This is a genomic window from Pelotomaculum isophthalicicum JI (assembly GCF_029478095.1).
GTDB classification, from domain to species: Bacteria; Bacillota; Desulfotomaculia; order Desulfotomaculales; family Pelotomaculaceae; genus Pelotomaculum_D; species Pelotomaculum_D isophthalicicum.
The window spans coordinates 40712-54402 of the sequence record NZ_JAKOAV010000025.1; the positions used below are offsets into that span (position 1 = coordinate 40712).

Here is a 13691-nt window from a genome sequence, read left to right on the forward strand (position 1 = left end):
GTCAATCTTTATGTAAAATAAAGAATTAAATTATCTTTTTAGTATAAATATCAATATATTTATCTGAGTATAAAATAAATCCTTTTCAATGCAATATTATGATTGTCAATTGGTAACCTGTTATACTTATGACCCATATTAATATTTATTTTTGCTGACAGCGGAAAACCGACAATAATCAGGTTTTTTATGAATATTGGCAGGAAATTAGACTTTTACGGGGAAGTTATTCTATAATAGAGGTGTTTAAATTATGCGTAGAGTTCCGAGTACTGCGCTTCGTCCAGGGATGAGAGTTGGTCATGCTATATATAACAGCAATGGCGAAATACTATTAAACAGTCATGTTATTTTAAAAAAAAGTTATATTGATAGTTTAATAAAAATGGGTATACCCGCCATTTATATTATCGATGAAAGTCTGCCGGACTTTTATGTGGAAGATATTATTGATGAAAAAACCAGAGTTGATACAATAAGGTTAACCAAAAATATTCTTAAAGACACGGACTTTGCCAAGTCACCCTTGAATAAAGCGCATCTTTCCGAAGCGAGAAAAAACATTGTTGATATTATCGACCAGTTACTGGAGAAGCAATATTTAATGGTCAACATGGTTGACATACGTAGTTTTGATGATTATCTCTTTGGTCATTCAGTCAATGTTTGTGTACTTTCACTGATTACAGGCATATCACTGGGATATAATAAAACGAAATTAATGCTCCTGGGTATGGGCGCCCTGATGCATGATATCGGTAAAACCTTGATCCCGGCAAAACTACTAAACAAACCGGGCACGCTAACAACTGATGAATTCAATGTAGTTAAACAGCATTCAGAGTTAGGTTATACGATTCTATCAAATTGCGAACCGCATATTAAAAAAATATCTGCATTGATCGCGTTACAGCACCATGAACGATTTAACGGTGAAGGATATCCGCAAGGTCTCTGCGGGTTAAAATCAGAGATTCACGAGTTTTCTCAAATTACCGGAATAGCGGACGTATACGATGCCATGACTGCAGATAGGGTGTACCGGAAAGCCCACCCGCCATATGAAGCTTACGAAATGTTGGCCGGTTCGGGGAATTTCTTTTTTGATTATAAACTTGTCAGGTCCTTTCTCTCCAACATAGCCGCTTACCCCGCGGGTTCGCTGGTGCGCCTCAGCACCAATGAAATCGCCATGGTTACTGAAACTGCTAAAGGATATTCTTTATACCCCAAAATAATAATAATATTTGACGCTGAGGAAAAACGTTTAGAAAAACCAGTTGAGATTGACTTGTCAAAACAAAATACTGTAACAATAACCAAAGTACTGGAATATGAAGAAATTCAAGGATTTAAAATACAGGATGAAGGGCAATTTGACAAAGCTTACGGGATATAGCGTTTTGCTCCCCAATATTCTCTAATGTAAGCTCCACTGTCTATTGCGTCTATCTGCACTGAAGAACTGCTGTTGGGTGAATGGATCATCATACCGTTGCCGATATACATAGCTACATGATGGATTTGCCCCTGTCCTTCTTTGGCCGCGAAAAAAAGCAGATCGCCCGGTAAAAGGTCGGATTTATCTACCATTTGACCTTCCCTTGCCTGTTCGTGAGCATCCCTGGGAATGGATATGCCTTGAGACTGGTAGAGGCGCATGGTATATCCGGAACAGTCAAAACCGTAAGAAGATGTACCGGCCCAAATGTACCGCAGTCCGAGAAAGCTCATTGCCTCATTTACAATATCCCCCGCGGAAAAAGTCAATTCACTTGTTTTCTTAACATCCTGGCGCGGCAGGTATCCGGTACCGCCATCGGGTAGCCGAACCGCAACATTATATGTTTTCTCTTCCAGCAACGGAAGCCTGGTCTGGTAACAGAGTTCTGTAACAACCTCGGTTAATTCTTGATTTGCATAAAGTTTGGTCAGCGGTTTTGCAACAACAATATTGGGCCGGGTTTCTAAATCGCTTAGATAAGACTGCTCAGTGATAACATGAACTGCCGGTACCCAGCCAGGATAGCCCAATTCGTTGAGGCTGCTTTTTTGTTTGGCAGCCGCTACTCTTAGCCATTCACCGCACCGCTCCAAGATTACTACCGGCTCCCCATAAAGCGCCTGGGTTTCTGCCTTTCCAACCAGCCATAACCGCATCTCGGTGTCCATACCGGCTGCCCAAACAGCCGGGTTGCTGGGTTTTTCCAGAAGAAAGTGATCATAATCGCGGAGTTGGCCAGGATTTGACCAAAGCATGGTGACCGGCTCAGTTATGGCTCCACGCGAAAGCCCTGCCTGAGTGTCTGTTCCCGACATTTCGACAGGCGCCACCGGTTTGGCTGGTACAACGTCTTGTCCCGGCTCCGGACCCGGCGTCAACCTGCATGACATTAACATTAATAATGTCATGGTAGAAAGCAATAAAATACCTCTGCGAGGATATTTCATTTAATATTGCACCTGCTATCCTGTTTGATGATAATTTAAAACTATTATATACTGAATAAATGCGTTTCAGTCCTAAACCTCTCTTCTTAGTAGTCAGGAGTCAGGAGTCAGGAGTCAGGAGTCAGAATAAAGAATGGTTTATTATCCCGGAATATTAAGGCTACTGAATTCTGAATACCTGAATATTTACTAGAAATTGTATTGCATAATGAAGCAATCTTCCGGACATGTCGTAAGGACAGCGCCGCAGCAATTAAGCTGCGGCGCTGTCCTTACGTTTATTTTCATTGGTAATTTGTAACTACTCATGAGTCGGAATGAGAGGATGATTTATCGTCTTGAAACTTCTGAATTCTGACTCCTGACTCCTGACTCCTGAGTACCCAAAAATTTTTATTCTGCCAGGTTGAATTTATTGTGCAGGGTTTGTACAGCCTTTTTTGCCTCACTTGCTTCGATAACACAGGATGTTTTAATTTCAGAAGTACTAATCATTTCCAGGTTAATTCCTTCTTTCGCAAGCGCTTCAAACATCATGGCGGCCACACCCGGGTTGCTGACCATGCCGGCGCCCACGATGGAAACCTTGGCCACGCTGTCTTTGCTGGTAACTCCACTGGCGCCAATCTCCGGCAAGAGGCCTTCAACGACGGACAATGCTTTCTTTAAATCGCTCTGCGAGCATGTGAAGGATATATCATTCCTTTCGTCCCTTGTAGCGCTTTGAATAATCATATCGACGTTTATTTTTTCATCAGCTAGCGACTTAAACAATTTATAGGCAATACCTGGCTTATCAAATACATCATACAACCCTATCTTGGCAACATTTAGATCATACGCCACACCGGTAACCACAAGTGATCTCTCCATACTGTCTACCTCCCTTACTATTGTCCCTGAATTAAGATTAAAACTTGAACGCACATGCAGCGGTATCCCGTATTGCATAGCCAGTTCCACCGAGCGTGGGTGCAGCACTACCGCTCCCAGGTTGGCAAGTTCCAACATTTCATCATAAGAGACTACGTCAAGCTTGCGGGCTTCTGTGACAATCCTTGGATCCGTGGTGTAAACCCCGTCAACGTCAGTATAAATCTCGCACAGATCAGCCTTTAAAGCAGCGGCTAGAGCCACTGCTGTGGTGTCCGAGCCACCACGGCCGAGAGTAGTTATATCATTCTTTTCATTTATTCCTTGAAAACCAGCTACTATAACAATATTGCCCCCGTCAATTTCTTTTTGCAACCGGGCAGTATTAACATCCAATATTCTAGCCTTTGTATGTGCATTATCAGTCATAATACCTGCTTGCGCCCCGGTAAGAGAAATTACCGGCGCCCCCAGTTCCTTGACGGCCATGGCAAGAAGCGCTATTGAAACCTGCTCCCCCGTTGATAAAATAACATCCATTTCCCTTTCCGGCGGGCTGTCGGTTATACTCTCGACCAAATTGATTAAATCATCAGTCGTGTCGCCCATCGCTGATACAACAACTACTACACTATGACCTTCAGCCCGTACATCATTAACCCGCCGGGCAACCCGCCGGATTCGTTCGGCGTCGGCCACCGAACTGCCCCCGTATTTCTGCACAACTAACAATAATATCGCCTGCCCTTTCAGTCCGGTGTTTTAGCCGGACGTTAATATGATTGATATCAAAAATTTTATTTTACTTCAAGTGCTCTCGCACCTATTGGACTTGGTTTCAGAACTAAAGTCCTGCATTTCACGCCATTTTGACGAAAAGTATCGCCCATCACCCGGGCTATTAAATCAAAGTTGCCGTCAGCAAGAGCAATCACGGATGGTCCCGCGCCACTCAGAGTAACCCCCCTGGCTCCGGCTAGTTTTGCCGCAGCCAGCACCTTTTTCATACCAGGAACCAGAACTGAACGGAAGGGTTGATGAAGGTGGTCCTCCATCGCTGTCCCCAACAAGGAGAAATCACCGCGCTGCAAGGCGGCGACTAAAAGGGCAACCCTGCCCAAATTAAATATAGCGTCTTGAAATGCTACTTGAGACGGCAGAACATCCCTGGACGTTTTTGTCGCAAGTATAAAATCAGGTACTGCCACCACGCATCTGATGCCTTGAGGCGGCTGGATTTTCATATTTTTTAGTTCCCCGTCGGCCTGAACAGAGATCACTATACCTCCCAGGACCGCAGGCGCGACATTATCCGGATGGCCCTCTATCGAACTAGCTAAACTGATAATATCTTTTAAAGAAAGCCGTCCCCCGGCGAGTAAATTAGCAGCTATCACTCCACCGATGATGGCGGCGGTACTGCTCCCTAAACCACGGGCAACCGGTATCTGGTTAATCAGGCGTATTTTCAAACCAGTGGGCTTAAAGTCCACTTGTTCGAAAACACGCTGCGCAGACTTAAATACGAGGTTGTCCACATCCCTGGGAATATCAGCCGTACCCTCGCCGGTCACCTCGATGGTCAGGCCATAAGGAACCTGGACCAACTCCACTATGTTGTATAATTCCAAGGCCATTCCCAAGCAGTCAAAACCAGGCCCAAGGTTGGCCGTGGTAGCAGGCACCTGCACACGAATCATTTGAGGCATTAATCCCCCTCAGTGCGAATCACACTGGTTATTTCATAGACAGCAGACAGTTTTCTTATTGATTTCAAGGCTTCTTGAAAATTTCTTTCCAGCACTTCATGTGTTACCAGCACAATTTCCGCAGAATGCCCGGAAGTATGCCTTTGGATTACAGAAGACAGGCTAACTTCATTATTGCCGAAAATCAAAGCGATCCCCGCCAATACTCCGGGCTTGTCGGCAACATTCAAGCGCACGTAATATTTTGTCGAGGTGGAGCCCATCGGTTTAACCGGTTTCTCCTCAAAACAGGTACAGCTAATAATACCCGGCACATTTCGCAGCAAGTTGCGGGCCGCATTCATCACATCTGCCACTACGGCGCTGGCAGTTGGCATCTCACCTGCGCCGCGGCCGTAAAACATCACGTCGCCAACCGCGTCGCCCCTTATAAAAATAGCGTTGTACACGTCATTTACCGAGGCGAGCGGGTGGTGTTTCGGAAGCAAGGCCGGGTGTACCCGCACCTCGATACCTTCATCTGTTTCCTTTGCAATCCCAAGCAGTTTGATCACATAATTCAGTTCATTGGCGTAAATGATATCTTCGGCGGTAATCCCGGTAATACCTTCAACAAATACTTTATTTAACGGCACTCTGGTGTTAAAAGCAATTGAGCTGAGGATTGCCAGTTTACGCGCCGCGTCATAACCCTCCACATCGGCGGACGGATCGGCTTCGGCATACCCGAGAGCCTGCGCTTCCTTAAGCACCTGTTCAAAGTCCAGGCTTTCCTTGGTCATTCTGGTCAGCATGTAGTTTGTTGTTCCATTGATGATGCCGATAACTTGCCGGATCCGGTTAGCGGCCAAGCATTCTTTCAACGGCCTGATAATTGGTATGCCCCCGGCGACGCTTGCTTCAAAAAGGACATCAGCATTATTTTCATCTGCAGCTTCAAAAAGCTCTTTACCGTGTAACGCGATCATGTCTTTATTCGCGGTAACCAGGCTTTTGCCCTTTTTTAGCGCCATCATTGAATATTCAAAGGCCGGGTTAATTCCGCCCATAACTTCTACCACCAGGTCAATCTCAGGGTTTTCAACAATATCGCCGACATTGGCGGTCAGCATATCTTCCCGCAAATCGATACCCCGGTTTTTCGCCGGTTCCCGCACTAATATTTTTTTTATCTCAACCCGGGCGCCCACTTTTTGCTCTATTCCCGCACTATTATCTTTCAGGATGCGGTATACGCCCCGGCCTACGGTACCAAGGCCCATCAGGCCGACGCTAATTACCTTATCAGTCACTCTCAATCCCTCTTTCCTTAAACATATAACAGCAACTGTCATTAACTAAAGTATTCCGGTCTTCCGACAGCAGGCGGTAATCCCCGTAGTTTAATTTAATATGCGAGTTTACTACGGTCATTTGAATTCACCCCTGGTGACATTATACCGTCTCTTTTTTCCAGGTGTCAAACAATGCTTCATTAAATTTCGGCAAGTGACTTGACAGCTTCGCGAATCAGTTGGTTAAACCTTCATTCAGATACGGGCAAGTATACTATTATACTTGCCCCGCTTCAGTTCTCACCATTCCGCGCTGCACCCTGCCTGCTAAAACTCCCGCTTGAAAAACAGGGCAAACACGGCCAGGGCCAGGACAAAGGCGGCCAGGAAAAAGACCCCGACCCCGCCGCGCCGGTATCCGTTTTTTAGCGCCCACCGGCCGTAAGTGCAGGTGTAATAGGCAACGGCCAGGGGTATCAGCAGCAGCAACCATTTCATGAGCAATCAATCCTCCTTTGACGGAGACGTTTTCAACATAAGACCGGTCCGCCTGACCCTGGTATGCACCGTGACACTGACCTGCGCTTCCGGGTATCTCTCCAGCCAGTTAAAATCGTGCCAGGTTTGCACAGTCCAAAAGTGACGCTTCAACCGGTAGCCGAAGTTGAAGATATCAGCTTTATACTCCTCCTGGGTGCGTTTAATCAAGTTCTGGCACCCCTGCTGGACATACATTGAGAAAGCTTCTTCAATAACTGGTTTGAGGTCCGGGTTCTCGTAGTTGATGCCTTTCAACATCGCTGAGAGATCAGCTTCCAGGTAAATGTCAACATCAATCGTTACAGTCCCGTCTTCATTAATACTGGTTACATATTTGGGGCTGCGCGCCTGGTGAACGGTGAAACCAATCAGCGCGGGCTCATGAAGAACAGGGTCTACAAAAGAAAAGAAACCATTTTCGAATTCGCCCCGCAGCATCAGGTAATACCTGGTTTCCTCGCCGCTGATAGCACCTACCATTTTACTTCCCCGGAACACGGCGGTACCCATAATCTGGGCCTTATTCGCCCCGCTGACCGGTAATTCCCCGGCGAAATACCGGCCAGGCTCATAGCCCCCCCCTTTTTTCAACCCCGGCTTGGCTGTTTCCAGCCCGCCCTCGTGGATGGCCACCAGCGGCAGGCTGGGCTCGGCCGACCAGCTCTTTACATCCTGATGAAAGTTCAAAAACATAGCGTTTTTATAAAATCCATGAGCTCTGGACAAACTCCCGATCAGCTCGTATTGTTTAGTCGGGCTTAATTCAAGGGGAGGCTGGTTTTTTTCCAGGAAATCTTTCGCTTTTCCACGGCAGACAAATACATAGGAAGTTGCCCGGAGTTCGTAGTACCGGCTCATGGTGCTAACCCAGTCCGCGAGGCCTTCTTTGGCCAACTCTTCAGAAAATATATACGCCTTCGTATGCAACAGCGACAAGTGCCTGCCGGTTACCGAGCTTAATTGTTCCAGCCCGGCAAGCGGGCCATAGGTCTCCACACTTTGCACCAGAACATTGCGCCCTTCCTCTTTAGCCCCACCCGCTCCGCCGGCCATTCCGGCGATAACCTTCGTGTTGGCAATGCTGACGGTCACGACCATGTTGTCTTTTTCTCCCTTGTCGAAGCCCATGGCCAGGACATAGGCAGTCTCGTCGGTCTCCCTGCTCCCGAAACAGCCGGTCAATAATAAAACAGAGAGCGCTGTCAGAAATAAAGCGCCCAACCTAGCTGCCCGCACGCCCACTCCTCCCTTTCAGCCAGTACGCGGCGAGAATAAGCAACGGTAACAGGTAGTCGGGAATAAAGACAAGCCTCCTGACAATAATGTCGAGATTCACGGCGGCAGGCATATCCGGCGGCAGGAGGCCAATAATGAACATGGCCAGGCCCAGGGGCCAGATCAGTGGCCGGTAGTCAGGCAGCTTCAGCGACCTGGCCAGGGAAACTGCCGCCCCGTAAAGCACCAGGGAGATTTTCAAGGCTCCGACAATAGTCCAGATCAGGATAAAAATGGCTTCCGGCCGCTGAAAAAAACGTCCGAGGTAAATAGTCCTGGACAGCCTTAAAAAAGGGAGGGTGAATTCTTCGCTGACAGGCCAGTTGTAAGTTAGAACAAGGGTTGCCAGGAGCACGATCAAAATCCCGAAGCTGATCAGCATGGAACGGTAACCAATCCTGGTAAAGTATGTGACTCCACCCATGGCCTGTACTATTACCGCGGCTAAAATTACTTCAGTTATTCCGGAGGTAGCATAAGTGCCAAGGAAAAAATCTCTCGACGCTCCTTTCCCAAACATTGGCAACAAATTGCAAAACTCCCAAAGTGGTATTAAAGAAAGGATCGTAACAAGCAGCCCGACTAATACATACAAATAAATAAGGCGGGCTGTCCGCGCCAGGGCCTCAACACCCAGGTACGCCCCTAACAACCCCATCGCCAAAAAAGAAAAAGCTATTATGCTGATAGGCGCAAAACGCAGGGTGGTGTTCAGCATTGCTTCACTGAACTCCCTGAGAAAAAGGGCGCCCAGCATTTCGAAAGCTGACACCACAATAAGAACATTCACTGCCGTTCCGATAAACGGGCCGAAGGCCTGCTCGGCGGTTTCGATAATGGTATAGCCGGGGTTTTTTTTGAGGACCAGCGATATCAGATATACCCCCACCAGGGTTACGGCCAGCCCGCCAACCGGCGTCATCCAGGCAGCCGGGCCGGCAATTTCCACCAGAAATCTCGGATAGGACAAGAAGCTCCTGGCCAGGCTGGAGAGGGCCAGCAGGGCGATCGCCTCAGCCGGGCCAAATGTGCCTTCTTTAACCATTTTTACCACCATTCTCAGGCCCAATCCAGCTTCTGGAAACATCCGGCTGGCGGTTAATATCCTGCGGGTTCAGGTAGTCCGGCCGCTTTTCGTGAAAGAACACCGGCAGCCGGGTAACCACGTCCGCGCCGGCGACGGTCCTGGGCCCGATTGGGGCCAGGTACGGCACGCCGAAAGATTTTAAATTGGCTGTCAAAACGATCTGGCTGAACAGCCCGACGGCGATCCCGAAAAAACCCATTGTCGCTCCCAGCATGATGTAAAAAAAACGGTAGATCCGCAGGGTGAAAGCCAGGGAAAAGTATGGAATGGCAAAGCTGGACAGCCCGGTTACGGCTACCAGGATCACCAAAACTGGATTGACGATGTTGGCCTGAACGGCGGCCTGGCCTAAAACCAGCGCGCCGATGATGCCGATGGTCGTACCCATGATGCCGGGTATGCGCAGCCCCGCCTCCCGGATCAGCTCAAAGGAAATTTCCATCAAGAGCACCTCGACCAGAGAGGGGAAGGGGACTTTTTCACGGTTCCCGGCGATGGCTAGGAGCAGCTCTGTAGGGATCATTTCGTGGTGGAACAGCACAATAGACAGGTAGACCCCCGGCGCCAGGAAAGCCAGGTAAAAAGCCAGGGCGCGCAGGTAACGGATGAAAGTGCCGAGCTGCCAGCGGCTGTAGACGTCCTCACCGGTTTGCATCATTTCATACATGGTGGCAGGCACAATCAGGACGAAGGGGCTGCCGTCGACGATGATGGCCACTCTTCCCTCGACAATGCTTGAGGCTACACGGTCGGGGCGTTCCGTGGCCAATATCGTCGGGTTTAAATTATAGGGGTTGTCCTGGATAAATTCTTCGAGCACCCCGCTGTCCACAATGAAGTCCGTCTTAATGCTTTCAATTCTTCTTTTCACCTCCGCCACCAGAGCGGGGTTGGCCAGGTCGCGCAGGTACATAACCGCCACATTAACCCGGTTGCGGGCGCCTACCTTTAATAATTCCGTGGTCAGGTTTTCGTTTTTGATTAATTTCCTGATCAGGGCCGTGTTGGTGCGCAGGGTTTCCCCGAATGCTTCTTGCGGCCCGCGGAGTACTTGCTCGATAACGGGCTTTTCCACCCCCCGGTGCTCCCATCCCTTGGTTTCAACCAGCACCGCTTCGGCGCATCCTTCCAGAAACAAGGCCGTATCGCCGTAGTTCACCGCGTCCAGAATATCACGGAACCGTGACTGGACAGAAACCTGGTTGCCCGGCAGCAGCCTTTCTTTAACATATGAGGACAGCTTGCCTTTATCCGGCGGGGCGGGCCGGGCGGCAAAAAGCATTAAAGCCTGAAACAGCAAGTCCTGGACAGACTTGTCCACCAAACCGTCAATGAAAACGACAAAGCCGTCAATCGACGGGTTTGTTCCGATGACAATATCTCTTATTATGATATCTTTATTTTCCGGCATCCCGTATAATTCCTCGATAGTTTCCCGGTTTTCCGCAAGCGAAGCGCTAACCGGCAGGTCGTCTACCACCGGTTTTCCATGCGCTTGCCCGGAGGTTTGCCCTGTTTGAACATCTCCCGCCTTACCGCTGTCTTTGACCTTTTTGGGTTTTTCCGTAAGTTTACCGGCGGGACGGACGGGCTTTTTAAAGGAGCGGCGGCCGGCCGGCGCTTTTTCTTGATCGCCGGGGGCGGCTTCACCACCAGAGGGGGGTTCGCTCTTCCGGGTTGTTTGCTTTTCTTCAGCCGTTTCCTCCAGGACAAACCCTTCGCGGTCGGGGTTTTCCTGGTAGGTAATCAACTTGAGTAAACTTACAAGAATGCTCATGCCACACCTGCCATTTTCAATCATTTGGTAAATATGTTGCCCTAATTGGGATTTACTATCCTGTTAATTTTTACTAAGCAAGCAAGCTATTTTTACGAATCAAGGACAAATAAGAAACTTCTTGTCCAATTATTTAAAAGCGTAATTTACCGTGTTGCTTTCAGACCGCTGAAGACCGTTGCGGTTCAAATATTGTCGCTATTGCCACGACGCCTGTCAAGCTAAAGGATTCCCGCCAGATGCTTGATAATGTCCAGGTTGGTATTGTAGACAAATTGCTTAATCCCCGGCGCGGTTAAAATAGCGATAAGGTGGTCGTAATCTTTATTGGTGAAACGGTTCAGCACTTTTCTCAACTTAATGGAAGCCCAGATGTTTTCTTTTAGACGCGCCAAGTAATCCTCATATTTTCCCCCTTCGACTATTGACCTGGCTGCATACACTCCGCTTCTGATTGCGTCAAATAACGCGAACCCCAATACCGGTTCCATAAATCCCCCGGCGTTGCCGGCAAAAAGAATATTGCCAACCTGGTGGGGATAAACAAATCCGGATACGTGTTCCCAATCCCAAAGCGAGCTAATTTTAAAAGTAAAATTTTCTATTTGCCAGAATTTTTTCCAATAATCAACGATGTTTTTTCTGTTGGCGTTGGATACAACCAAAATCAGAGAGGCACTCTCGTGGTTAAATGGCGTGAGGTAGGCGTACCCGCTTTTTGCGTACTCCGTATTAAGCCACATTTTTATTTCATCAGTTTCAAATGAACCTAAAACTGTCGCCCCCATCAGCCAGGTTTTATAAACATCCTCCCAGCAGCCTAGTATTTTAGTAATGTCATAAGTACCCGAGGCAACAATTACATAATCGTACTTCCGGGCGAGAGCCGCGCAATCAGCTCTGAAATTATATCTAACGGGCGTTTTTACCAATGAGAAGAGCTGATTTTCAACAGCATCAACCCCTTGCCCTCTTTTGATCAAGTAGCCCAACTTTCCACAAATAGAACCTGAAGCCCGGGGAGCGTACATGGTAACCTTATTAACCAAATTCAACGGTTTAATGGAAATATGGCAGCTTTCCTTAATTTCCTCAATCTGGTCTTTTACCGGCCTGTTCATGACCTGCAAGAGTACGCCAACGTGTTCAACAAGGTCCCCGCTGCGGGGCCGCTGTTCATATATATCCGGTTTAACCCCGTGCCGCTCCAATTCATGAGCGCAGGCTAAACCACTAACACCGGCGCCGATGATGGCGACTCTCAATTTTTTAACCCCTTTCATCTTTGACATAAAACTTTTGCGTTTAATTTTGAATCGTAATAATGCATTAAATAGCCAGGTACACTAATAATAATCACTAATTTTTCTTAAGGGCTAATTTGGAAGGGCGGGTCGTGACACTATAGAGAAAAGCAAGCATAGTAAGGCCCGCAATTAGTAAAAAATAACTGTACCCCAGTTTCCAGTTCGGGTAAGCAATGCCGCCCAGGCTGTAAACCGCCGCCTCGACGGCAAGATAAAAAACCGCGATATATGCTGTATATAAGAATCTGTCCTTCCACCGCCCGGGTAACCGGCACAGATAAATGATTGACATCGCATAAGTACCGAAATACTGAAATAAGGGTATCCCTCCGATATAAATAATCCCGTCCGGGTAATTGTACAGGTTTAGCTTAATCGCGATGTAATCTATGGAGGCCATCATGGCAACACCGATAAAACCAGCCAGCCAAAACTCAGGATAACGTTTTTTAACAAAAACCAAGCATATTGTCCAGGCGAAAAGCGCAAAAAGTATATGGGACATAAACTTAACCTTTCTCAATTATTACAGTATTATTACAGTATTATTACAGTATTATTACAGTAACCATACGGGCATGAGCGCTGCTCAATTTGATGAGCTATCGTATTTTGGTTAAAAATTTAAACCAGGAAAAAACCAACAAACCGATTAGCAGCGAGTACAAAGTAAATTCAAGCAGGTTCAAATTATCGAACCTCCTTTTTCAATACGGCCTACCCGGTTCAACTTAAGCGTATCCACCAACCAGGTGAAGCCGGTGAATACAAGCAAATTTATAAAAATACTGGCCTGGTGATTCCAATGGTTATACTCCAACACGCCAATTTTTACATAAAGATGCTCTTCAATGGAAAAAAGGGCTACTACAACCAGGATGTTCAAGGCTTGCATCCAACGTGACACCGGCATGGACTGGGTAAACAAAACGCCAACGGTGAAAACCACCCCGAAGGTAAAATAAACAGAAGAACCCAGGATATGGGTTATATTTTTTACATGATACAAATCCATCTTCATTGCCGCGGTATCCACCAGTATTTGCAGGATGGAAGCAATAGCCCCGCCCCATATAGTGTATTTAAGCCGGGACCAGTCCACCAGCAGGAAAAAAATAATCCAGGCAATAACTAAGCTGATCGGCCAGGCGTATTCAGGCAAATATTGCACCCTCCCTTCAAGCGGCAAGTGACAAGACTTATATATTGATTAATGTTTCCCCCATGAGTAAAAAATATGAACAGATGCTCAAGTACGCCTGAACAAGAACAAAAAGCCGCCCTATCGGGCGGTTCTTCCTTTTCTAGAAGATATCTTCTAAGCTGTTTTGCCATGGCTCTTTAGGACGCATTTCTCCTCCGCATTTTTCGCAGACAAACCTGGGAGGTACCGTCGGA

13 protein-coding genes are annotated in these 13691 nt (G+C 47.4%); 1 reads left to right on the forward strand and 12 read right to left on the reverse strand.

Features of this window, described 5'->3' with window-relative positions; genetic code table 11:
- Positions 1-253 precede the first annotated feature (253 nt).
- Positions 254-1399, forward strand: a complete 1146-nt coding sequence (locus L7E55_RS12650) for an HD-GYP domain-containing protein (protein WP_277444635.1) — start codon at positions 254-256, stop codon at positions 1397-1399.
- Here the strand turns inward: L7E55_RS12650 and L7E55_RS12655 are convergent.
- The 12 genes from L7E55_RS12655 to L7E55_RS12710 form a co-directional block, all read right to left on the reverse strand.
- Positions 1387-2451, reverse strand: coding sequence for a C40 family peptidase (locus L7E55_RS12655; RefSeq protein ID WP_277444637.1), 1065 nt, complete (start codon positions 2449-2451; stop codon positions 1387-1389). The genes L7E55_RS12650 and L7E55_RS12655 overlap by 13 nt on opposite strands.
- 393 nt (positions 2452-2844) lie before the next feature.
- Complete coding sequence (locus L7E55_RS12660; protein WP_277444638.1) at positions 2845-4056, reverse strand: aspartate kinase; 1212 nt, start codon at positions 4054-4056, stop codon at positions 2845-2847.
- Positions 4057-4121: 65 nt separating this feature from the next.
- Positions 4122-5024: a homoserine kinase gene (gene thrB / locus L7E55_RS12665; protein WP_277444651.1), complete on the reverse strand. Its 903-nt coding sequence runs from the start codon at positions 5022-5024 to the stop codon at positions 4122-4124.
- Positions 5025-5032: 8 nt separating this feature from the next.
- A complete protein-coding gene (locus tag L7E55_RS12670) occupies positions 5033-6325 on the reverse strand; it encodes a homoserine dehydrogenase (protein ID WP_277444639.1) in 1293 nt (430 codons plus the stop codon).
- The gene (locus L7E55_RS12675) at positions 6318-6446 is read right to left on the reverse strand and encodes a hypothetical protein (protein ID WP_277444640.1); all 129 of its coding nucleotides are present in this window, start codon (positions 6444-6446) and stop codon (positions 6318-6320) included. Before L7E55_RS12675 ends, L7E55_RS12670 begins: the two co-directional genes overlap by 8 nt.
- A 188-nt stretch (positions 6447-6634) precedes the next feature.
- The gene (locus tag L7E55_RS12680) at positions 6635-6805 is read right to left on the reverse strand and encodes a hypothetical protein (RefSeq protein ID WP_277444641.1); all 171 of its coding nucleotides are present in this window, start codon (positions 6803-6805) and stop codon (positions 6635-6637) included.
- 6 nt (positions 6806-6811) lie between these two features.
- Complete coding sequence (locus tag L7E55_RS12685; protein ID WP_277444642.1) at positions 6812-8083, reverse strand: Ger(x)C family spore germination protein; 1272 nt, start codon at positions 8081-8083, stop codon at positions 6812-6814.
- Positions 8070-9167 (reverse strand): GerAB/ArcD/ProY family transporter, encoded by a 1098-nt coding sequence (locus L7E55_RS12690; RefSeq protein ID WP_277444643.1) that lies wholly within the window; start codon positions 9165-9167, stop codon positions 8070-8072. The genes L7E55_RS12685 and L7E55_RS12690 overlap by 14 nt, the downstream gene beginning before the upstream one ends.
- Positions 9160-10986 (reverse strand): spore germination protein, encoded by a 1827-nt coding sequence (locus tag L7E55_RS12695; RefSeq protein ID WP_277444644.1) that lies wholly within the window; start codon positions 10984-10986, stop codon positions 9160-9162. The genes L7E55_RS12690 and L7E55_RS12695 overlap by 8 nt, the downstream gene beginning before the upstream one ends.
- A gap of 221 nt (positions 10987-11207) precedes the next feature.
- The gene (locus L7E55_RS12700) at positions 11208-12251 is read right to left on the reverse strand and encodes an NAD(P)/FAD-dependent oxidoreductase (RefSeq protein WP_338091223.1); all 1044 of its coding nucleotides are present in this window, start codon (positions 12249-12251) and stop codon (positions 11208-11210) included.
- Positions 12252-12345: 94 nt separating this feature from the next.
- Positions 12346-12798, reverse strand: coding sequence for a hypothetical protein (locus L7E55_RS12705; RefSeq protein WP_277444645.1), 453 nt, complete (start codon positions 12796-12798; stop codon positions 12346-12348).
- Between the two features lie 180 nt (positions 12799-12978).
- A complete protein-coding gene (locus L7E55_RS12710) occupies positions 12979-13455 on the reverse strand; it encodes a hypothetical protein (RefSeq protein ID WP_277444646.1) in 477 nt (158 codons plus the stop codon).
- Positions 13456-13691 lie beyond the last annotated feature (236 nt).